This is a genomic window from Stenotrophomonas sp. TEPEL (assembly GCF_004348785.1).
Taxonomy (GTDB): Bacteria; Pseudomonadota; Gammaproteobacteria; order Xanthomonadales; family Xanthomonadaceae; genus Stenotrophomonas; species Stenotrophomonas indicatrix.
In genome coordinates this window covers 1063260-1086254 of the sequence record NZ_QQXJ01000001.1, presented here as the reverse complement: position 1 = coordinate 1086254, position 22995 = coordinate 1063260, and the positions used below count along the sequence as shown (strand labels likewise).

The window sequence follows — 22995 nt, the reverse complement described above, 5'->3', positions numbered from 1 at the left end:
GCCTACAGGGACGTACTTGCGGCGTCCCCGCACTCCGACACCGCCCCACCACCCCACGGATAGCCCGCTCTTGCTGTTGCTGCGGCTTCTGCCGTTGCTTGAAGGCCTCTGCGGGTGCNGGGCGCNGCCCGGCCGACGTCCGCCACTTGCGGTGGCAACGCCTGCCCACTAGCCTTCGGCGGTCGTTCACCACCCAAGGATCGCCCGTGAAACACCGTCATCTCCTGCTGGCCTCGGCAATCGCCGCCGCCACGCTGGCCCTGGCCGCCTGCAAGAAGGAACCCACCCCAGGCGCCGAGACCGCCAGCAGCAGCGCACCGGCCGGCGAAACCGCTGACCAGTTCGTGGCCCGCATCAATGCCGAATTCAAGGCGGCCTACCCGGAGATGACCTCGGCGCAGTGGCTGTCCTCGACCTACATCAACAGCGATTCAGAGCGCATCGCGGCCAAGGCCAACGAGCGTTCGCTGACCCAGCTCAACAGCTGGATCGAGCAGGCTGGCAAGTTCGATGGCAAGCCGATGAGCGAAGACAGCAAGCGCGCGATCCACCTGCTGAAGCTGATGTCGTCGATGCCAGCGCCGCGCGACCCGGCCAAGCTGGCCGAACTGACCCAGATCGCCACCCGCATGGAAGGCAGCTACGGCGCAGGCAAGTACTGCACCGACGCCAACGATCCCAACTCCTGCCGCCAGCTGGGCGAACTGGAGCAGGTGCTGGCGCGCAGCCGCGACTATGACCAGCAGCTCGATGCCTGGCAGGGCTGGCACAGCACCACCAAGAGCATGCGCGGTGATTACCAGAAGTTCGTCGGTCTGGTGAATGAAGGTGCCAAGGGCATGGGCTTCACCGATGCCGGGCAGATGTGGCGCAGTGGCTATGACATGCCGCCGGAGCAGATCGGACCGGAAACCGATCGCCTGTGGGAACAGGTCAAGCCGATGTACGAGCAGCTGCACTGCTACGCGCGCGGCAAGCTGGACAAGACCTATGGCAAGGACAAGGCCGAGGTGGGCAACGGCCTGATCGCCGCGCACCTGATGGGCAACATGTGGCAGCAGGACTGGTCCAACCTGTGGGACCAGCTGGAACCGTACCCGGGCGCCGGCAGCCTGGACATCACTGCAGCGCTGGAAAAGCAGTACCAGACCAACCTGAGCGCGGCGCTGGCCAAGGCCGGCAAGGATGCGAACGTAGCCGCGAAGTACAAGGCGCAACGCGAGGCCGAACTGCGCACCGCCAAGCAGATGACCGAGCGTGCGCAGGACTTCTACGTATCGCTGGGCATGCCGTCGTTGCCGCAGTCGTACTGGGACAAGACCCAGTTCATCAAGCCCGATGACCGCGACGTGGTCTGCCATGCCAGTGCGTGGGACATGAACATGGAAGGCGACGTGCGCACCAAGATGTGCATCAAGCCCAACGAAGAGAACTTCACCACCATCTACCACGAGCTGGGCCACATCTATTACGACCTGGCCTACAACCCGCTGCCGCCGCTGTTCCAGGGCGGCGCCAACGATGGCTTCCATGAAGCGATCGGCGACACCATCGTGCTGGCGATGACGCCGAAGTACCTCAGCTCGATCGGGCTGGTCGACGCGCCGACCGAGAGCCGCGAAGCGGTCATCAACAACCAGATGCGCATGGCGCTGTCGGGTGTGTCGTTCCTGCCGTTCGGCCTGATGATCGACCGCTGGCGCTGGGGCGTGTTCGATGGTTCGATCACCCCGGACAACTACAACAAGGCATGGTGGGACCTGAAGGCCAAGTACCAGGGCGTGGCCCCGGCCAGCGCCCGTGGCGAGGAATTCTTCGACCCGGGTGCCAAGTACCATGTGCCGGGCAACACCCCGTATACCCGCTACTTCCTGGCGCGCATCCTGCAGTTCCAGTTCTACAAGGGCCTGTGCGATGCCGCCGGCTTCAAGGGCCCGCTGCACGAGTGCACCTTCTACGGCAACAAGGAAGCCGGCCAGAAGTACTGGGCGATGCTGAGCAAGGGTGCCAGCCAGCCGTGGCAGGCCACGCTGAAGGAACTGACCGGCTCGGACAAGCTCGATGCCGGCCCGATGATCGAGTACTTCAGCCCGGTCAATGCCTGGTTGAAGCAGCAGAACGAAGGCCAGATGTGCGGTTGGCAGGCCAGCGCGGCACCGGCGGCGGCGGCGAAATGAAAGAAGGGGCGGATCCGCGAGGGCCTTGAATTCCTCGAAGGTCTGCCCCTTCTCGTTGGCTTCGGCCTGCGCCGCATCGCGCAGCGCATCCGAGTAAATCAAGCGCACCGGCGTGCCCTGCCGTTCGTGCAGTTCACCGGCCTGCATGATCAGCGCCAGCACCTGGGCCGCACTCTCGCTTTGGCCGGCGATGCGGCCATCCATGCCCAGCACCCATTCGCCATCGCGACGGACGATTCCGGCCAGCAGCGTGCGCTGCGTGTCGCGCAGCTCGGCGTGCGGCTCGACGGGCGAGGCGGTGGCGGCGGCCTTGTTGGCAGCCTGCTGTTCCTGGCGACGGCGCTGGTCGCGGCGGGATTTGGAAGAGGTCGACATCAGTGGGGCTTGCATTGCGGGGGCGCAAGGATAACCCACACCCCCTGCATGCCGGTTCACGCCGGTGCGGTAGCGGCTCAGTCCAGTGCCCGCCCCTGCCGCCAGTACCCCATGAAGGTGACCGCGCGGCGATCCAGGCCGCAGCACGTCAGCAGATGCCGGCGGATCAGACGATAGGTCTCTGCGCAGCCATGGGGGTACCTCTTGCGACGACATCGGGATGGCTGGCTGTCGTGCACCCACGAACCGGCTCGCTGGAAACCCCAGCCTGATCCCTGCCCGCAGCGCCGCAAGGGCGCCGCGCGTGATCGCTTGCCCTACCCCTGCGCGACGCTCAATGCGCCGTGCCGGCTGCCTCTGATGCGCGCTCGCGCTGGTGCTCCCAGTACCAGAACACGAAGCCGGCCGCGAAGAAGCCCGCCTGTCCCAGTGCCAGGTGCAGCGGGCTGCTGTGCAGCAGCGGCGATATCACGCCAGCCACCACGGTGCTGATCATCAGCTGCACGAACGCCTGCAGCGACGACGCCAGGCCGCGCTGCAGCGGATACATGTCCAGCACCGCCAGCGCCAGGATCGGGAAGATCAGCGCCATGCCCATGCCGCCGAGGAAGATCGGCATCACCGCCCAAGGCAGCGCGAACTGCGGCGCCAGGGTGACGTAGCCGATGTTCAGCACGGCAGAGACCGCACACAGGGTGAAACCGAGCGCGACCTGCCGGGTCGGTGTGCTGTGCCCGGCCATGCGCCCGGACAGGAACGAACCGGTGGTCATGCCGCCGATGGTGGGAATGAACAACCAGGCAAAGCCACCTTCACCCAGATGCAGGTGCTGCATCACGATGGCCGGTGCCGAGGAGATGTACAGGAAGATGCCGCCGAACCCGATGCTGCCAGCCAGGGCCAGGCGCAGGAACCGCGGATTGAAGCCGATGCGCACGTAATCGCGCAGCAACGTGCGTGGCGACAGGGCGATCCGCGCCTCCACCGGATGGGTTTCCGGCAGGAAGCGCGCGGTGGCCGCCAGCAGCACCAGCGCGAATACCACCAGGAACCAGAAGATCAGCGGCCAGCCGGCACCGCTGAGCAGGATCCAGCCACCGATGATCGGCGCGATGGCCGGGGCGATACCGAACAGCATCGACACCTGGCTCATCAGCCGCTGCGCGTCGTGGCCGTGGTACAGATCGCGGATCACCGCGCGGCCGACGATCATGCCCACGCCGGCGGACAGGCCCTGCACTGCGCGGAACGCCAGCAGCGTGGTCAGGTCGGTAGACAACGCACAGCCCACCGAGGCGCCGACGAACACCACCAGGCCGCCGAGGATCACCCGCTTGCGTCCCCACGCATCGGACAGCGGGCCATGGGCCAGGCTCATCAGGCCGTAGAACAGCAGGTAGACGCTGATGGTCTGCTGCACCGCCACCTCGTCCACCGCCAGGCGCTGGGCCAGCTGCGGAAACGCAGGAAAGATGGTGTCGATCGAGAACGGACCGAACATGGCCAGGCCAGCGAGCAACAGGGCCATGCGGCGGGTGGAAGGAGCAACGGCGGCGGTCATCGGGCAAGCGTCCGGCAGGGCCATGCGCGGCACGCACGGCGGGCGCCGATCCCCTGCAGCAGGGACGGCGCCAGATGAATACGAGAATCCCACCATCATAGGTGGGGAATGCGCGCGATGCCATGCAGTACTGCGCAAAACGCACGCCCTGGCCACCGGCCATTCAGCCCCGTGAGGCCAGCCCAGGCCACCGTCAGGCGCCGGCAACGAGCTATAATCGGCGGGCAACACGGTGGGAGAAGCAGGTCACCGCTGCCGAAGGCGCAACGCCCGTAATCGCTCAGGCCCGATACCACCCGTAACAGAACTCTGGAGAGACCGGTTCGATCCGGCGCCGAAGGGGCACGAAGCTGCGGTTTTCCGCGCTTTTAAACTCTCAGGCAAAAGGACAGAGGGGCGCCCACAGACCGCCGACCGGCGGCTTGTGCCCGTGCGTGTGCCCTTTCCTGACGGATCCTTCGCCATGTCCCAGAACACCCCTTCCCTGCGTGAGCTCGAGCACCATTCGGCGTTCGTCGAGCGCCACATCGGCCCCAACGATGCCGAGATCGCGCAGATGCTCGGCGTCATCGGCCACGCCTCGCTGGATGCGATGACCGATGCCATCGTGCCGGCCAAGATCAAGTCGCCGGCACCGCTGGCGCTGCCGGAGTCGATCACCGAAGTGCAGGCGCTGGCGAAGATCCGCGCGATCGCCGACAAGAACACTGTGCTGCGCAGCTTCATCGGCCAGGGCTATTACGGTACCCACACGCCGAACGTGATCCTGCGCAACATCCTGGAAAACCCCGCCTGGTACACCGCCTACACCCCGTACCAGGCGGAAATCTCGCAGGGCCGCATGGAAGCGCTGATCAACTTCCAGACCCTGTGCGCCGACCTGACCGGCATGGAAATCGCCAACGCCTCGCTGCTGGACGAAGCCACCGCCGCCGCCGAAGCGATGACCCTGGCCAAGCGTTCGGCCAAGTCGAAGTCGGACACCTTCTTCGTGCACGACGCCGTGCACCCGCAGACGCTGGAACTGCTGCGCACCCGCGCCGAGCCGATGGGCATCGTGCTGCGCGTGGGCACCCCGGCCGAAGCGCTGGAAGCGGAAGCCTTCGGCCTGCTGCTGCAGTACCCGGACACCTTCGGCCAGGTGGGCGACTACAAGGCGCTGGTCGATGCCGTGCACGCGCGCGGCGGCCTGGTGGCCGTGGCCACCGACCTGCTGGCACTGACCCTGCTGGCCGCCCCGGGCGAATGGGGTGCGGACATCGTGGTCGGCAACAGCCAGCGTTTCGGCGTGCCGTTCGGCTTCGGCGGCCCGCATGCTGCGTTCATGGCCTGCCGTGACGCCTACAAGCGTTCGATGCCGGGCCGCCTGATCGGCGTCTCGATCGACGCACAGGGCAACCCGGCCTACCGCCTGACCCTGCAGACCCGCGAACAGCACATCCGCCGCGAGAAGGCCACCTCCAACATCTGCACCGCACAGGTGCTGCTGGCGGTGATGGCCTCGATGTATGCCGTCTACCACGGTCCGGAAGGCCTGACCCGCATCGCCCGCCGCACCCATCGCCTGGCCGCCATCCTGGCCAGCGCGCTGCGCACTGCCGGTGTGCAGGTCGGTGGCGACTTCTTCGACACGCTGCACGTCACCGGTGTCGACGCCGACGCGATCCATGCCAAGGCCCGTGCTGCCGGCTACAACCTGCGTGCGATCGACAGCAGTTCGGTCGGCATCAGCCTGGACGAGACCGCCACCCGCGCCGACATCGTCGCCTTAGGCGCGCTGTTCGGTGCCACCGTTGATGTGGACGCGCTCGATGCCAGCACCGCCGATGCGCTGCCGGCCGGCCTGCTGCGCCAGTCCGCGTTCCTGACCCACCCGGTGTTCAACACCCACCACAGCGAGCACGAATTGCTGCGCTACCTGCGTTCGCTGGCCGACAAGGACCTGGCGATGGACCGCACGATGATCCCGCTGGGCTCGTGCACCATGAAGCTCAACGCCACCGCCGAAATGATCCCGGTGACCTGGCCGGAGTTCTCGCAGATCCACCCGCTGGTGCCGGCCGAGCAGGCGCTGGGCTACAAGGAACTGATCGATTCGCTGGAAGCGATGCTGGTCGAGTGCACCGGCTACGACGCCGTCAGCCTGCAGCCGAACTCCGGTGCGCAGGGCGAGTACGCCGGCCTGCTGGCGATCCGCGCCTACCACCGCTCGCGTGGCGAAGATCACCGTGACATCTGCCTGATCCCGGATTCGGCGCATGGCACCAACCCGGCCTCGGCACAGATGTGCGGCATGAAGGTCGTGGTCACCAAGACCGATGCCAACGGCAACGTCGACGTCGAGGACATCCGCCTCAACGCCGAGAAGTACAGCGACCGCCTGGCCGCGATCATGATGACCTACCCGTCCACGCACGGCGTGTTCGAGGAAGAGGTGGTGGAGATCTGCGAGATCATCCACAAGCATGGCGGCCAGGTGTACACCGACGGGGCCAACATGAACGCCCTGGTCGGCGTGGCCAAGCCGGGCAAGTGGGGGTCGGACGTTTCGCACCTGAACCTGCACAAGACCTTCTGCATCCCGCATGGCGGCGGCGGCCCGGGCGTTGGTCCGTGTGCGGTCAAGTCGCACCTTGCCCCGTTCCTGCCGGGCAAGCTGGGTGACAACGGTCCGGTCGGCATGGTCAGCGCCGCCAGCTTCGGCAGCGCCTCGATCCTGCCGATCAGCTGGATGTACATCGCGATGATGGGCACCGAAGGCCTGCGCAAGGCCACCCAGGTCGCCCAGCTCAACGCCAACTACATCGCCAAGCGCCTGGCCCCGCACTTCAAGACCCTGTACACCGGTCGCAACGGCCTGGTCGCGCACGAGTGCATCCTGGACGTGCGTCCGCTGGAGAAGGCCAGCGGCATCGGTGCCGAAGACGTGGCCAAGCGCCTGATCGACTTCGGCTTCCATGCCCCGACCCTGAGCTTCCCGGTGGCCGGCACGCTGATGGTCGAACCGACCGAAAGCGAATCGCTGCACGAGCTGGACCGCTTCATCGACGCGATGATCCAGATCCGCGAAGAGATCACCGCGATCGAAGACGGCCGCCTGGACCGCGAGGACAACCCGCTGAAGAACGCCCCGCACACGGCCACGGCCGTGACCGCCAGCGAGTGGACCCACGCCTACCCGCGCGAGCTGGCCGCCTTCCCGCTGCCGAGCCTGAAGCTGCAGAAGTACTGGCCGCCGGTCGCCCGCGTCGACAACGTATACGGCGACAAGAACGTGATGTGTGCCTGCATCCCGGTCGATGCCTACAAGGATGACGAAGTCGAGGCGTAAGCCATCGCGGCATCGGTATGAGAACGGCCCGCGCGAGCGCGCCGTTCTTGTTTTCCGGTAGCGACGGGCCATGCCCGGCGAGCGCAGCGGCAGAACGCGTCACGGGTCGGGCATCTGCCCCAGGCTCAACTGCCACGACACGCCGAAGCGGTCCTGCACCCAGCCGTAGCGGCTGCTGAAATCCTGCTCGCCCACCGGCATCAGCCAGTGCCCGCCGTCACCCAGCACGCGCGCGGCACGCTCGAATGATTCGGCGCCGGAACACTCGACGAACAGCGAGATCGAGGGCGTGAAGGTGAAGTCGTGCACATCCAGGCTGTCAAAGCACAGGTAGTGGGTGCCGCCGAGCAGGAAAATGGCCTGGCGGACCTGCCCGGGCACGCCCGCGCCCGCCCCGTCCGGGTGGCGCTGCAGGGCCAGCAGGCGGAATTCGGCGAAGGCTTCGGCGTACAGGGCCAGCGCCGCTTCGGCCTGGCCGGTGAACATCAGGAAGGGACGGCTGCGCAGCATGCGGTGCTCCCGTTCGTCGGGCCGGCGATGGCCCACCCGATCAGGATGGCACGGCGGATGTGCAGCCCCCGTGGTAGCGCCGGGCCATGCCCGGCGGCCCCATCACGCCTCGCGCATGCGCCGGGCGATGGCGCTGCTGGCCGCGATGGTCGCCGTCAGCGCCACCATCGACAGGAACTGCAGGCGCGTATGCGCTTCACTCAGCAGCAGGCCGAAGATCAGCGCCAGGATCGCCAGCGCACAGACGGTCAGCCACGGGAAGCCCGCCATGCGGAACGGCAGGCGCGTGCCCAGGCGGTCGGCGCGACGGCGCAGCACCAGCTGCGAGACCAGCGACAGCGTCCACACCAGCAGGCAGGTGGAGCCGACGATGTTCAGCAGCACCGGCAACACCTTGTCCGGGAACAGCAGTTCCATGATGGTGGCAGCAAAGCCGAACAGGACGCTGGCCAGCACCGCGATCACCGGCACCTGGCGCGGATCGGTCCAGCCCAGCACGGCCGGTGCTTCACGGCGTTGCGCCAGCGAATACATCATGCGCGAGGCGCCGTAGAGGTTGGCATTGAGCGCTGACAGCAGGGCGATGACCGCGATCAGGGTGATGGCGGTGGCCGCGCCCGGAATATTGGCGACATCGAGAACCGCGGCAAACGGCGACTTCAGCGCTTCGCTGGTCCACGGCACCACGGCGATGATCACGCTCAGCGAACCGATGTAGAACACCAAGATGCGCCAGGCCACGGTGCGGATGGCACGGGCGATGCTGCGCTCGGGGTCTTCGGTCTCCGCCGCAGCGACGGCCACGATTTCGGTGCCACCGAAGGCGAACACCACCACCAGCAGCGCCGCGCCGATGCCGGCCAGGCCCTTCGGTGCGAAGCCACCGTGCTCGGTGAAGTTGCTCAGGCCCGGCGAGGCCACCTGCGGCAGCCAGCCCATCAGCAGCGCCACGCCCACGGCGATGAAGGCCAGGATCGCCGCCACTTTGAGGATGGCGAACCAGAATTCGAACTCGCCGAAGTTCTTCACCCCGAGCAGGTTGATCGCGGTGAAGAACAGCATGAAGGCCAATGCCGCCATCGGTACCGGCACCACCGGCCAGACCGTGGCCAGCAACCCGGCCGCACCTACCGCCTCGGCGGCGATCACGATGACCAGCTGCACCCACCACAGCCAGCCCACGGTGGCACCGGCGGTGGCGCCCATGGCATCGGCCGCATACACCGAGAACGCACCGCTGGTCGGCTTGGCCGCGGCCATTTCGCCCAGCGCGTTCATCACGATGATCACCAGCGCACCGGCCACCAGGTAGGACACCAACACCGCCGGGCCGGCCGCCTGCACGCCCACGCCGGAGCCGAGGAACAGGCCGGCGCCGATGGCGCTGCCCAGCCCCATCATGATCAGCTGGCGTGGCTTGAGCGAATGGCCGAGGCGGGAGGGCGAAGCGGTGTTATCGGGGGTGGCGGGCATCGGCAGGGCTGGCGGCGGCTACAAGGGCGACACCTTACCGTGTCCAGCCGCCGCGGGGATAGGCACAGCGCAGCAGGAAACTCAGGCCGGTACCGGCTCGCCGACACTGCCGCCGATGCGGGCGCGGTAGGCGCGCGGGGAGAAACCGGTTTCAGCCTTGAACTTGCGGGTGAACGCGCTCTGGTCGCTGAAACCGCAGGCCTGGCCGATGCAGGCGATGCTCTCGTTGCCATGCAGCAGGTGCATGGCCATCTGGATCCGCAGCCGGGTCAGCACCTGCTGCGGCGTCATCTGGAACACCTTGCGGAAGCTGCGCTCCAGCTTGGACAGCGAGAATCCGGTGATGTCCAGCAGCGTCTGCATCCGCACGTTCTCGGCGTAGTGCGTATTGAGGTGGGCCAAGGCCAGACGGAGCTGCTCGTACTGGGCCCCCAGGCTGTCCTTCTGGCCAAGGTCGCGGGAAATGCCGATCAACCCCTCGACCTGCCCGTCCACCAGCAGCGGACGCTTGCAGGTCAGGCACCAGCCCGGTTCGCGGTTGGCGAACAGGTGCAGCTCCATCAGGTTCTCGATCACCTCGCCGGACAGCACGCGTGCGTCCTGGTCGACATAGTCCGCACTCAGGCCGGTGGGGTAGATCTCGGCCGCGGTGCGTCCGATCACGTCCTTGCGCGCACGCAGGCCCAGCCGTCGCAGCATGGTCTGGTTGACGTAGGTGTAGCGGCCCTGGCGGTCCTTCATGAAGAACAGCACGTCCGGAATGGCGTCGAACAGGGCTTCAATGTCGGCGGGTTCGACTCGCATGCGGCAAGCATACCCGAGCCGCCGATTTGTCTGCGCGTTCACTCCCACGGGACCGTGCATTAACGCCGCTGGCGCCACTGTCTGGGGTCTGCCCCCTACCCGCTCCAGGAGATCTTCCATGGCCGCCAGCACGCCGACCGGCAAGCGCGCTCCCGCCACCACCGCCGCCGACCGTGACAGCCGCGGCCAGGGCGATGAACTGCATCAGCTCGCAGGAGGCGCCCATCCGGTACTGACCAGCAACCAGGGCATACCGGTTGCCGACAACCAGAACTCCCTGCGCCAGGGACCGCGCGGCCCCACCCTGCTGGAAGACTTCCTGCTGCGCGAGAAGATCACCCACTTCGACCACGAGCGCATTCCCGAGCGCATCGTCCACGCGCGCGGTTCGGCCGCCCACGGCTTCTTCGAACTGACCCGCTCGCTGGGCAAGGTGACCCGGGCGAAGATCCTCACCGAGGTCGGGGTGAAGACGCCGGTGTTCACCCGCTTCTCCACGGTTGCCGGCGGCGCCGGCTCGGTCGACACCCCGCGCGACGTGCGCGGCTTCGCGGTGAAGTTCTACACCAGGGAAGGCAACTGGGACCTGGTCGGCAACAACATTCCGGTGTTCTTCATCCAGGACGCGATCAAGTTCCCCGACCTGATCCATGCGGTGAAGATGGAACCGGACCGCGCGTTCCCGCAGGCGGCCAGCGCACACGACACGTTCTGGGATTTCGTCTCGCTGATGCCCGAATCGATGCACATGATCATGTGGGCGATGAGCGACCGCACGATTCCGCGCTCGCTGCGCACCATCGAAGGCTTCGGCATCCACAGCTTCCGTCTGCTGGATGAGGAAGGGAACTCCACCTTCGTCAAGTTCCACTGGCGGCCCAAGCTTGGGTTGCAGTCCACCGTCTGGGACGAGGCGCTGAAGCTGCAGGCCGCCGACAACGATTTCCACCGCCGCGACCTGTTCGAGGCGATCCAGCGCGGCGACTTCCCCGAGTGGGAGCTGGCCGTGCAGCTGTTCAGCGAAGAACAGGCCGATGGCTTCCCGTTCGACCACCTGGACCCGACCAAGATCATCCCCGAGTCGCTGGTGCCGCTGCAGGTGATCGGACGCATGGTGCTGGACCGCTGGCCGGACAACTTCTTCGCCGAGACCGAGCAGGTCGCCTTCTGCCCGGCCAACGTGCCGCCGGGCATCGATTTCAGCAACGACCCGCTGCTGCAGGGGCGGCTGTTCTCCTATCTGGATACCCAGCTGATCCGACTGGGCGGACCGAACTTCAACCAGATTCCGATCAACGCACCGAAGTGCCCCTTCGCCAACCACCAGCGCGATGGCCACATGCAGATGCAGGTGCCGAAGGGGCGCGTGGCCTACGACCCCAGCTCGCTGCAGGAAGACAGCCCGCGCGAGACGCCCGCCGGTTTCCGCAGCCACGCCAGCGCCGATGATGGGCGCAAGGGCCGCACCCGCGCGGAGAGCTTTTCCGACCACTACAGCCAGGCGCGGATGTTCTTCCGCAGCCTGGAAAAACCGGAACAGGCGCACCTGGCCTCGGCGTTGGTGTTCGAGCTGTCGAAGGTGGAAACCGAGAAGGTGCGCGTGCGCACCGTCAGCCATCTGCGCAACATCGACGAAGGCCTGGCCAAGCGCGTGGCCGACGGGCTGGCACTGGGCACCCTGCCCGCCCCGGCACCGACGGCAACCCCTGCACAGGACCTGCCCGCCGCACCCGAGGTTCGTGTGATCGGCCGCAACAAGCCCCTGCTGCAGGGGCGCTGCATCGGCATCCTGTTCGACGAGGGCTCCGATGCACGGGTGATCGCCACTCTGCGCAAGGCGGCCGAAAAGGCCGGCGCCAGCGTCAAGCTGGTCGCGCCGAAAATCGGTGGTGCCACGCTCAGCGACGGCAAAATGCAGGCCGCCGACGGACAGCTGGCCGGTACCCCGTCGGTGGTGTTCGATGCAGTGGCGGTCGTGCTGAGTGCCGACGCCGGCAAGGCCTTGGCCAGGGAAGCGGCAGCCGTGGGCTTTGTCAGCGACGCCTGGGCGCACCTGAAAGCCATCGCCAGTGACGAAGGCGCGCAGGCCCTGTTGAAGGCAGCGCGCGTCGGCAACGATGCCGGCACCGTGGAGGCCGAAGACAGCAAGGCCTTCCTCGCCGCTGCCGCCACCCGCCAGTGGGCCCGCGAGCCGAAGCTGCGCCTGCTGGCCTGACCGTTCGACAGGAGAATCCCCATGCCCCGTGGTGACAAATCCGCCTATACCGACAAGCAGAAGCGCCAGGCCGAGCATATCGAAGAGAGTGAGCGCGAACGCGGTGCCAGTGAAGGCAGCGCCGAGCGCATCGCCTGGGCCACCGTGAACAAGCAGGATGGTGGTGGCAAGCGCAGCGGCAGCGCGCGCAAGGCAACGAAGAAGGTGACCAGAAAGACCACGGCGAAGAAGGCTTCCGCAAGCAAGGCGCCTGCAAAGAAGGTGGCGAAGAAGACCGCTGCGAAAAAGACGCCTGCAAAGAAGACTGCTGCAAAGAAGGCGGCCGCCGGGAAGGCAACGCAGAAGAGCGCCTCACGCAGCACCGCAGCGAAGAAGGCCGCGAAAACCCGTGCAGCAAAAAAGGCGGTACGCAAGACCGCGGCGAAGAAGGCCGCACGCACCCGCGCCGGCAGTTAGCCGGTAGCGGGCAGCGCCCTCACCCAACCGGCCACCACCGCGGCGGCCGGTTCGGCACAGGCCTGCAGCAGCAGATGCGGCCCTTCCAGGACCACGTGCCGCGCGTCCGGCAACAGGGTCTGCAGCTCGGCTACGCTCGGCGGCCACAGCAGGTGGTCATGGCCTGCCTGCAGGCACAGCGTCGGCACCGCGATCTGCGGAAGCAATGCGCGTACGTCCACCTGCAGGGTCGCTGCGGCGCGCTGCCGCAACGTGGTTGCTGGAACCTGAGCCAACGCATCGCGCAGCATCGACATGTGTTCACCGGTCCGCCACCGCCCCAGCAGCAGGCGCGCCAGCAGTGGCAACGGCGGCATCGGCCATGCAGGCGCAAGCGCCATCGCGGCGCTGGGGGGCAATGGCACCGGCCGCTGTGCGAAGGTCGTGCACAGCACCAGTCCACGGAGACCAGGAAGCAGGCCTGCGGCCAGTTCAACCGCAAGAGGGCCGGCAAAGGACTCGGCAACAAGCACGAACGGCTGCGCAGGCAGTTGCGGTCGTACCACCTCTGCCAGTGTTCTGTAGTCCTGCGCACCCGCGCTGGGCAGCGCCAGTACGCGCGCATCGAGTCCACCTGCGCGCAGCGCCCCCAGAAAAGGCACTGACAGCCGCCCGGTGCCATCCAGCCCCGGCAACATGACGACCTGCAGTGTCAACGCCGCACTCAATGCGAAACCGGCCCATGTCCGCAACGGAGGACGTCAAGCATGATCGAACGCGCACAGGTACGCCATACGCAGGGGTACGCGGGCATGCGGCATGACCGGTTCAGAAGCCCCCGTTGGCAACGGCGAAGAAACGGATAGAATCGCCGCCACACGGGTCGCCAGCGGCGGCCCAGGGGATTGGGGAAGGACGTGCCACGGCACGGAAATTGCATCACGGCAAAGGACTGTCGACCGGCAACCCGGCCGACATCGGGAATCTGACAGGAAGGAACGGCCCACCGGCAGAGGCGCCCAAGCGCAGTGCGGTGGCTGACATTCGTGGATTGATCAGGGGGATCGCATGTCCGCACCAAACTTTGCCCGTCCGCTGCTGCGGGCGGCGCTGCTGCTGTTGTGCGCGCTGACCGTGTGGTCCGCGCAGGCCGCGCAGCTCGATTTCAGCTCTGGAGACTGGCCAGGCGGCATCGCCCAGAGTGGCGAGGGTGGCTCATTTTCGCCTGCCGGCCTTTCCCTGCAGATCATGAACACCGATGTCGACGGTGGACCGGCCATCGGTGCCATGTATCACCGCACCGACGCGTTCTTCGGCAGCGGCAATTCCAATTTCAGTGCGCTGACCCACGATCAGGACGGCCCAGGACGGCTGGACATGGTGATCAAGTCCAGCAATGGGCGGCCGTTTTCACTCAAGTCTTTCGTCTATCTGAACTGGGGCGAGGACTACAACACGCAGGTACAGGTGCGCGGATACCGCGCGGGGGCTCCCGCTGCAGGCGCGACCCACTCCTTCCCGTGGGCCGCATACCAGCCCATCACGATCATGCTGCCGGCAAGCTTCGACAACGTCGATGAAGTACGCATCCGGATGCTGCCCGGAAACACCGTCAACACCAATCTTCGCTCCTGGCACGCGATCAACAACCTGGTGGTCGATGTGCCCAACAGCGCACCGTCCGATATCGCCTTGTCAGCCAATACGGTCCTGCAGAGCAGCGCGGCCAACACGACCGTGGGCACGCTGACCAGCACCGACCCGGATATCGGCAGCACCTTCGCCTATTCGCTGGCGGCCGGTGCCGGCAGCACCGACAATGCCAGTTTCACCATAGCCGGCAACACACTGCGGGCCAACACGCCCGCTGCATTGGCTGCGGGCAATCGCAGCATCCGCGTCCGCACGACGGACGAGAACGGCGCCGTCTTCGAAAAAACGCTCGCCATTGTGGTCACCGACGACTTGGCCCCGACCGTCAGCAGCACCGCCCCCAGTGGTTCGCCGGCGGCCACCGCGACCAGCGTGAGCTTCGCGGTGACCTTCAGCGAGGCGGTCAGCGGTGTTTCCATCGACGACTTCACTCTGGTGAGTACAGGCAACGCGACCGGCAACTTTGCCGCAGTGTCGGGCAGTGGCGCCGTCTACAGCGTGGACGTGACGGGCATTACCGGCAACGGCACCCTGAAGCTCAATGTCAACGGCAGCACCAATATTGTCGACGCAGCCGGCAATGTCGCCACGGCATACAGCAGCGGCACCACGCACAGCGTCGCCATTCCCACCGCGCCGGATGCCCCGACCATCGGTACGGCGGCCGCAGCCAATGGCCAGGCCACGATCAGCTTCACTGCACCTGCCTACACCGGCGGGTCTGCCATCACCAGCTACACTGTCACGTCCTCGCCTGGCAACATGATCGGCACGGGCACCGCATCGCCGATCCTCGTCACTGGCCTGAGCAACGGCACGGCCTATACCTTTACCGTCACGGCCACCAACGCCGTCGGCACCAGCGTGGCATCCAGCGCATCGAATGCCGTCACGCCGAAGGGTCCGCAGACGATTACCTTCACCAACCCCGGCACGCAGAATTTCGGCACCGCCCCAGCATTGACCGCCACCAGCAGCTCTGCACTGCCGGTGACCTTCTCTTCGTCCACCTCCCCTGTGTGCATGATCACTTCGGGCGGCACGTTGACCTTCCTGACCAGCGGCAGCTGCACCATCAATGCCGACCAGGCGGGTGATGGCACCTATGATTCGGCAACCACCGTTTCCCAGACCTTCACCGTTGCCGCCGTTACCCCCGGCGCGCCGACGATCGGTACCGCGACCGCTGGAAACAGTCAGGCGTCGGTGACCTTCGCTGCGCCGGCCAGCAATGGCGGCAGCAGCATCACCGCGTACACCGTGACCTCCAATCCCGGAGGACTGACCGGCACCGGCGCCGGTTCGCCGATCACCGTTACCGGCCTGACCAACGGCATTGGGTATACCTTCACCGTCACCGCGACCAACAGCGCCGGAACAGGCAGCGCGTCTGCCGCCTCCAATTCCGTCACTCCAGCGTCCCCGCAGACGATCACCTTCGTCAATCCGGGCGCGCAGACCTATGGCACCAGTCCCACGCTGACAGCAACATCCAGCTCCAGCCTGGCGGTCAACTTCACTTCATCGACAACCGCGGTCTGCACCATCAGCAGCGGTGGGCAGCTGAGCTTCGTCACCGCCGGCACCTGCACGATCAATGCAAACCAGGCCGGAGACAGCACATACCTGCCAGCAACGCAGGTCAGCCAGTCGTTCACCGTCAATGCGGTGGTACCCGGCGCACCGACCAGCGTCTCCGCCAGCCCGTCGGGCACCGGTCAGATCAGCGTCACGTTCGCCGCCCCGGCCAGTACCGGTGGATCGGCGATCACCGGCTACACCGTCACCGCCGCTCCCGGCGGCGCCACCGGCACAGGTGCAGGTTCTCCGATCACTGTCAGCGGACTGACCGTCGGCCAGTCGTACACGTTCACCGTCACGGCCACCAACAGCGCGGGTACCGGCAGCGCGTCTGCCGCCTCCAATGCCGCCGTTGCCGCTGATGCGATCGTTGCCAGCCCTTCCAGTGCAACGGTGGCCTACGACACCGCAACCGCTGTGGCACTGACGATCAGCGGCATTCCCACCAGCGTCGTCATCATCGGCAACCCGGCGCACGGCCAGACCGCCGTCAGCGGAACGACGGTTACCTACACGCCGACAACCGGCTACTACGGTGCCGACAGCTTCAGCTATCAGGCCAGCGACGGCAACACGACCTCGGCCACAGCGACGGTCAGCATCACCGTGTCTCCGCCAACGCTGGTGGCAACGCCTGCCACCCTGGCCGCAGCAACTGCGGGCACCGCCTACACACCAACGTTGTCCACCAGCGGCGGTGCGGCGCCGTACAGCTACCAGGTGATCGGTACGCTGCCTCCAGGCCTGGCGCTGAGTTCGACAGGTGTCTTCAGCGGCGCACCTACAACCGCGAACACCTACAGCTTCAGCGTGCGCGTGACCGACAGCAGCACCGGCAACGGCCCGTCCAGCAAGGACACCGCCTACACCTTGGTGGTAAACGCTCCGCAATTGGCGTTTGCGCTCTCCAACCTCCCGCAGTCGTCCACGGCAACCGGCTACACGCAGCGCCTGCAGGTTTCCGGCGGCGCGGCACCGTACAGCTTCGCGGTAAGCGCCGGTGCCCTGCCGACCGGCTTGGCGCTGGGCAGCGACGGCGTGTTCTCCGGTACGCCGCAGGGCACAGGCAGCTACGCGTTCACCGTGACCGTCACCGATGCAAACGGCTTTACCGCCAGCCAGGCCTATACCCTGCAGGTGCTTGAAGCGATGCAGCAGATCAGCGCGTTCATGGCCAATCCCACCGCGCCGGTCTACAGCGAGAATGGGCGCTTCAGCGTTTCGGCCAGCGGCGGTGCGTCCGGCAATGCCATCGTCTTCGCCACCACCACCCCGGCTGTATGCCGCGTGGAAGGCGGCAGCGTGACCATGCTCGCCGCCGGCCGTTGCAGCCTGACCGCCAACCAGGCCGGCAACACGCAGTACCTGGCCGCCACGCAGGTGACGCTGGAGGTGGACATCACCGCCGCAGTGCCGGTACTGCAGTGGCCGCAGGAACTGCAAAAGATGTACGGCGAAGCGGCCTTCGACTTGATCGATCCGCAGAGCCCCAGCCGCGGCGCCTTCAGTTACTCGAGCAGTGATGCGACGGTCGCCAGCGTGCAGGGCCGCACCGTCACCCTGGTGGGCGAAGGCGTAACGATCCTCACCGTTACCCAGGCGGCGTCAGGCGGCTACGCGGTGGGCACCGCGCAACTGCGCCTGGTGGTCAGCCAACGCCCCGACCCGACCCGCGATCCAGGCGTTGTGGCCGGTCTGCAGGCACAGGTGGACGCGAGCGTTCGCTTCGCAAGTGCTCAGCAGTCCAACATCCGCGATCGTCTGCGTCAGGTTCGTGGAGGCAGCAACGCGTCCAGCAACCAGCTGTCGCTGAGCTACGCTGGTGGCAACGATCTGCCAAACGTATCGGTCCCCATGTCCAGACTGGGCGGCGACGCCCTGCCTGCGTTGCCCGCTGGCTGGGGCCTGTGGGCATCCGGCAGTGCGAGCTACGGTGCCGGTCCGGGCGGTAGCAGCCGTTACGATTTCCGCACCGATGGCCTGACCATCGGCGTGGACCGCGCCTTCGGCAACCGGTTCCTGTTCGGTGTGGCCGGCAGCGTGGGCCACAACAACAGCGACATGGACGACAACGACGCACGGGTGAAGTCCGACCAGCGTTCACTGGCGGCCTATGGCCTGTGGCGCGGCGGTGAGCACGTGTTCGTCGATGGCATCGTGGCTACCGGCACGCTGGACTTCGATACCCGCCGATGGAGTGCCGACGCCGATGCGTTCGCTCAGGGCAAGCGTGACGGTGACCAGTGGTTCGGTTCGCTGGCCTTCGGCTACGAGCATCGCCATGCCGGCACGACGTTGACCGGCTACGGCCGTGTCGAGGCCAGCCGCAGCACCCTGGACAGCTACCGCGAAAGTGGCGCGGGCCTGTACGACCTGGTCTACCGCCAGCAGGTGGTGCGCAACAGTGCCGTGGCGCTGGGCCTTGAAGGCGCTTACCTGTCACCAGACCCGGAGGCACGTGTACGTCCGTTCTGGAGCATCGAGTACCGCCAGGCGCTGGATGACAAGGGCGATGCGTACCTGAACTACGCCATCGGACCGCGCGCCCAGGACTACCAGCTGCGCATGCAGAGCTACAACGACCACGCGTTGTCGATTGCGGCAGGCATGGACGTACGCCTGCAACGGGGCTGGTTCATGTCGCTGCTGCTGGGCCACGAGCAGACCCGGGGTTCAAGCCGTGCCACCAGCATCGGCCTGCGCCTGGGCTATGGTGCCGCAGGCGGTGCTTCAGGTACCGGCACGCTGGGCAGCGCTGAAGGCACTGGCAAGCAACGCTGCAATCCACGTCGCTGCCCGCCGCAGGCGACTGCCGCGCCACGCTGAGGCGACCAACCAGGAAAAAGCCAGCCCCGGNCCGGGGCTGGCTTGGGACTACCGGTTCAACGTCGGGCGTCAGGCAGCGCGTGCATTGGCGTGTGAAGTGCGCGCCCCCTGCTCCAGCTGGAATACCGACACCGACGTGGTCAGCGCATGCGCCTGCTCTTCCAGCGCGCGGCTGGCAGCGGTGGCCTCTTCCACCAGCGCGGCGTTCTGCTGGGTGACCTGGTCCATCTGCACCACAACCTGATTGACCTGCTCGATGCCGGCCGCCTGTTCCTTGCTGGCGGCGGCGATGTCGCTCATCAGCTGGGTGGTACGCGAGCTCGCCTGGGCCACGCGGGCAATGGCGGCTTCCGATTCCACGGTCACGGCCAGGCCACTCTGCACCTTGGCAGCGGCGTCCTCGATCAACTCCTTGATCTCCTTGGCAGCGACACCGGCACGCTGTGCCAGCGTACGCACTTCGCTGGCCACCACCGCAAAGCCGCGGCCCTGTTCGCCGGCGCGCGCCGCTTCCACTGCAGCGTTCAGCGCCAGGATGTTGGTCTGGAAGGCGATGCCGTCGATCACCGTGGAGATTTCCGAAATGCGCGCCGAAGACTGGTCGATCTCGCCCATCACCGTGGCCATCTGCGCCATGGCCTGCTCGGTCTCGCGCACGGCAACGCCGGCCGCGTGCGCTTCGCTGTCGGCCTGGCGTGCCAGCTCGGCGTTCTGGCGCACGGTCGAGGTCAGCTCTTCCATCGAGGCGGCAGCCTCTTCCAGATTCGCGGCCTGTTGTTCGGTACGGCGCGACAGATCGTTGTTGCCGGCCGCCAGCTCCTGTGCCGCGTTGTTGATGCTGTCGGCGGCCACCTGGATGCCACGCACGATACCGGTCAGCTGGGTGGTGGTGGCATTGGCATCGTCACGCATGCGCGCGAACACGCCCTCGTACTCGCCCTCCATGCGTGCGGTGAGGTTGCCATGCGAGATGGCGCGCAGCACGTCGGAGACATCGGCGATGCTGGCCTGCGAACTGGCCATCATGCCGTTGAGGTGGTTCACCATCGCCTGGAACTGGTACTGGAATGCCGCAGCATCGCCACGCACGCTGAAATCGCCAGCGCGCGCGGCACGGGCCAGTTCATCGATCTGCGCGTTGATCGCCATCAGGCTCTGCTTCACCGCCGCCAGCGTGCGGGTCAGCGTGCCCTTCTCGCCCGGGTACTCGGGCAGATCGCGGCTGAGGTCGCCGATGGCATAGCGCTGCATCACCTCGGCCATCAGCAGCTGCACCTGCACGTGCGATTCGACCAGGTGATTGGTGGCCTGCACCATGCGGCCGAAGTCGCCGGGGAACGCGCTGGCGTCCATCCGGTAACGGATCGCGCCGGCCTCATGCTGCTCGGCCATCTGCAGCTGCGCGCCGATGGCGGCCTGCACGCTCTGGCGCACGCTGGCCATGGCCTCGCCGAGCTGGGTCAGCTCGTCACGGCCACCCAGGCGGAATTCCTGGTCCAGTTCACCCTTGGACAGGCGCTCGGCCAGCTGCACTGCACGCGCCAGCGGGCCGGTCATGCTGCGGCCGATCAGCACCGATGCGGCGATGCCTGCCAGCAGCGCCACGCCACCCAGCACCAGCAGCTGCAGCAGGCTGCGCTCGCCCAGGCGGATCGCCTCGGCAGCGGCCTCGCGGCTTTCCTTTTCTTCATAGGCCACGCCATCGGCCAGTGCCTTGTTCCAGCCATTGGCCGCTTCCTGCACCGGGCCCAGGGTCAGCGCCACGGCGCCGGGGAAATCGCCCTGTTCCATCAGTTCGCTGGTCTGCTTGTTGAGCGGACGGGCGATCGCGCGCTTGGCGGCGATGGTCTCGCCGATCACCTTGCCTTCGGCATCGCCGGGCAGGGCCTGGTAGGCCGTCCAACTGGCCTCGTAGCGCTTGACCAGAGCGGCGATGCGCTGCTCGTCGTTGGCACGGTCTTCGCCCTGGCGGATCAGCATCTCGCGGCGCACGACCATCATCTGGTTGTTGGCATCAAGCATCTCCGACAGCAGCCGCACCTTGGCTACGCCGACCTCGACCACCTGCTCCATCGCGCGCTTCTGCACCATGGTGGCGGTGGCACCGGTAGCGACCACGGCGGCAACCAGCAGCAACAACAGGCCAAAGCCAAGCCCAAGACGCCAGGCGACCCTGACGTTCCTCAAGTAGTTCATGGGGTGAATCCAAAACGGGGGGGATGCGCCCATATCGGCCCGCCAGCCGGGAATCTTGATCGCCTCCCGCTCGACTGCGTCGGAAGCCGTTCACCTTGGTGAGACCCGGCCTCCCGCTTCTGCCGCGGGAGGATGGCCCGGCGGCGCGGCCCCACTGCTCATGCTGGCATCAGTTTTCTTTCACGGCGGCTGCGCAGCGTCTACGGGCAGGGTGGAGGCGTGATCTGTCTGGAGATGCCCATGCCCGTATGCCGCCCCGCCCTGCTCGCCCTGTCGCTGCTGATGTCGCCCGCCTTTGCGCAGACGCCCCCGCCCGCCGGCCTGCCAGCACCCATCGCCGAAAAGGCCGGCCCTGACACGGCGGCGCACTCGCCCCTGCACGCCCAGGTACTTCTGGACCGCGCGAATTTCTCTCCGGGCGAGATCGATGGCGAAGTGGGCAGCAATCAACGCCGCGCGGTGTCCGGCTTCCAGGCAGCGCACGGGCTGACGGTCAGCGGCGAACTGGACGACGCCACCTGGAAGGCCCTGCAGGCCGACTCGGTCGGCCCCCTTGCCAGCTACACGCTGACCGCAGAGGACGTGGCCGGTCCGTTCGTTGCGGTTCCCAAAAAGCCCGCCGACCAGGCCAAGCTGAAGGCACTGGGCTTCAGCAGCGTGGAGGAATCGCTGGGCGAGCGCTTCCATGCCGCACCGGAGCTGTTGAAGGCGCTCAATCCCGGTGTGGATCTGAGCAAGGCCGGCAGCCGCATCCAGGTGCCCAATATTGCGCCCGCGGCATTGCCCAAGGCCGCCAAACTGGTGGTCGACAAATCCGACTCCACCCTGCAGCTGCTGGACGCGCAGGGCAAGGTGATCGCGCAGGTACCGGTATCGTCGGGCAGCGAGCACGACCCGCTGCCGATCGGTGAGTGGAAGATCCTCGGCGTCTACCGGGATCCGCCATTCCACTACAATCCGAAGCTGTTCTGGGATGCCAGCAAGGGCGATCGCAAGGCCACGATTCCGCCCGGGCCTAACAATCCGGTAGGCCGGGTCTGGATCGACCTGTCCAAACCCCATTACGGCCTGCACGGCACGCCGGTGCCCGGCCATGTCGGCAAGACCGAATCGCACGGCTGCGTGCGCATGACCAACTGGGATGCGCTGCGCGTGGCTGCAGCGGTGGATACGTCGGTACCGGTCGTCATGCAGGAGTGAGCCGATGCGACTGGCGCAACTGATCGTACTGGGGCTGGTGATGGGCGTGGCAGCCGGATGGTGGCTGCAGCGTGATGGCGAGCTGTCCGATGACACGGGTGCCCGCCCCCTTGCAGTGGCGCAGACCTCCGCTGCGGCCGACAGCGCCCGTGCCGTACCCGTGGAGCAGGCGACAACGGCAATCGCTGCGCCCGCCCCAGCAGCAACGGGCGACACACCCTCCGGCCTGCTGCTGCCGGTACAGGGCATCACGCCCTCGCAACTGCAGGACACTTTCACTGACGCACGCAGCGAAGGCCGCGTGCACGATGCGATCGACATCATGGCTGCTGCCGGCACACCGGTGCTGGCGGTGGCCGATGGCCATGTCGAGAAGCTGTTCGACAGCAAGCGTGGCGGCCTGACCGTCTATCAGTTCGAACCCAGCGGCCGCTGGTGCTACTACTACGCGCACCTGCAGCGCTACGCGGACGGCCTGGCCGAGAAGCAGACCATCAAGCGCGGCGACGTGATCGGTTACGTCGGCAGCACCGGCAACGCCAACCCCGAAGCCCCGCACCTGCATTTCGAAGTGCACGTGCTGGGCCCGGAGAAGCAATGGTGGAAGGGCGAGTCGATCAATCCCTATCCATTGCTGCAGACGGCCGACCGCTGAAGT

At 66.7% G+C, this 22995-nt stretch carries 14 protein-coding genes, 1 pseudogene and 1 riboswitch; of the genes and pseudogenes, 7 read left to right on the top strand and 8 right to left on the bottom strand.

Annotated elements, in window-relative coordinates; translation table 11 throughout:
- Positions 1-206: 206 nt before the first annotated feature.
- Complete coding sequence (locus TEP_RS04770) at positions 207-2177, top strand: M2 family metallopeptidase (protein ID WP_132824461.1); 1971 nt, start codon at positions 207-209, stop codon at positions 2175-2177.
- A gap of 24 nt (positions 2178-2201) precedes the next feature.
- Here the strand turns inward: TEP_RS04770 and TEP_RS04765 are convergent.
- From TEP_RS04765 to TEP_RS04755, 3 genes and pseudogenes are all read right to left on the bottom strand, one after another.
- Positions 2202-2552: pseudogene (locus tag TEP_RS04765) on the bottom strand (hypothetical protein); the annotation flags it as partial.
- Positions 2553-2629: 77 nt separating this feature from the next.
- Positions 2630-2791 (bottom strand): SIP domain-containing protein, encoded by a 162-nt coding sequence (locus tag TEP_RS04760; RefSeq protein WP_240790630.1) that lies wholly within the window; start codon positions 2789-2791, stop codon positions 2630-2632.
- A gap of 95 nt (positions 2792-2886) precedes the next feature.
- Positions 2887-4113, bottom strand: a complete 1227-nt coding sequence (locus tag TEP_RS04755; RefSeq protein ID WP_132824459.1) for a multidrug effflux MFS transporter — start codon at positions 4111-4113, stop codon at positions 2887-2889.
- Positions 4114-4412: 299 nt separating this feature from the next.
- Positions 4413-4515: riboswitch (glycine riboswitch) on the top strand.
- A gap of 61 nt (positions 4516-4576) precedes the next feature.
- On the opposite strand from TEP_RS04755, the gene gcvP reads away from it, so the two are divergent.
- Positions 4577-7444 carry an aminomethyl-transferring glycine dehydrogenase gene (gcvP, locus tag TEP_RS04750; RefSeq protein ID WP_132824458.1) on the top strand — a complete coding sequence of 956 codons (2868 nt, stop codon included), beginning with the start codon at positions 4577-4579 and terminating at the stop codon, positions 7442-7444.
- A gap of 99 nt (positions 7445-7543) precedes the next feature.
- On the opposite strand, the gene TEP_RS04745 is transcribed toward gcvP, so the two are convergent.
- The 3 genes from TEP_RS04745 to TEP_RS04735 form a co-directional block, all read right to left on the bottom strand.
- Positions 7544-7954 (bottom strand): VOC family protein, encoded by a 411-nt coding sequence (locus TEP_RS04745; protein ID WP_117311021.1) that lies wholly within the window; start codon positions 7952-7954, stop codon positions 7544-7546.
- A gap of 102 nt (positions 7955-8056) precedes the next feature.
- Complete coding sequence (locus TEP_RS04740; protein WP_206140256.1) at positions 8057-9433, bottom strand: amino acid permease; 1377 nt, start codon at positions 9431-9433, stop codon at positions 8057-8059.
- 75 nt (positions 9434-9508) lie between these two features.
- Positions 9509-10231, bottom strand: a complete 723-nt coding sequence (locus TEP_RS04735; protein ID WP_132824456.1) for an AraC family transcriptional regulator — start codon at positions 10229-10231, stop codon at positions 9509-9511.
- A 118-nt stretch (positions 10232-10349) separates the two neighbouring features.
- On the opposite strand from TEP_RS04735, the gene TEP_RS04730 reads away from it, so the two are divergent.
- Both TEP_RS04730 and TEP_RS04725 read left to right on the top strand, forming a co-directional pair.
- Positions 10350-12446 carry a catalase gene (locus TEP_RS04730; RefSeq protein ID WP_132824455.1) on the top strand — a complete coding sequence of 699 codons (2097 nt, stop codon included), beginning with the start codon at positions 10350-10352 and terminating at the stop codon, positions 12444-12446.
- A gap of 21 nt (positions 12447-12467) precedes the next feature.
- Positions 12468-12902, top strand: a complete 435-nt coding sequence (locus TEP_RS04725) for a hypothetical protein (protein WP_132824454.1) — start codon at positions 12468-12470, stop codon at positions 12900-12902.
- On the opposite strand, the gene TEP_RS04720 is transcribed toward TEP_RS04725, so the two are convergent.
- A complete protein-coding gene (locus TEP_RS04720) occupies positions 12899-13579 on the bottom strand; it encodes an alpha/beta hydrolase (RefSeq protein ID WP_240790629.1) in 681 nt (226 codons plus the stop codon). The two genes, TEP_RS04725 and TEP_RS04720, sit on opposite strands and share 4 nt — an antisense overlap.
- 370 nt (positions 13580-13949) lie before the next feature.
- Between TEP_RS04720 and TEP_RS04715 the strand changes: the two genes are divergently transcribed.
- The gene (locus TEP_RS04715) at positions 13950-18941 is read left to right on the top strand and encodes an autotransporter domain-containing protein (protein ID WP_132824452.1); all 4992 of its coding nucleotides are present in this window, start codon (positions 13950-13952) and stop codon (positions 18939-18941) included.
- Positions 18942-19010: 69 nt separating this feature from the next.
- On the opposite strand, the gene TEP_RS04710 is transcribed toward TEP_RS04715, so the two are convergent.
- Positions 19011-21137 (bottom strand): methyl-accepting chemotaxis protein, encoded by a 2127-nt coding sequence (locus TEP_RS04710; RefSeq protein ID WP_132824451.1) that lies wholly within the window; start codon positions 21135-21137, stop codon positions 19011-19013.
- 234 nt (positions 21138-21371) lie between these two features.
- Here TEP_RS04710 and TEP_RS04705 point away from each other — a divergent pair, with 234 nt between their 5' ends.
- Positions 21372-22337 carry a L,D-transpeptidase family protein gene (locus TEP_RS04705; RefSeq protein WP_132824450.1) on the top strand — a complete coding sequence of 322 codons (966 nt, stop codon included), beginning with the start codon at positions 21372-21374 and terminating at the stop codon, positions 22335-22337.
- Between the two features lie 4 nt (positions 22338-22341).
- Positions 22342-22992, top strand: a complete 651-nt coding sequence (locus TEP_RS04700; RefSeq protein WP_132824449.1) for a M23 family metallopeptidase — start codon at positions 22342-22344, stop codon at positions 22990-22992.
- Positions 22993-22995 lie beyond the last annotated feature (3 nt).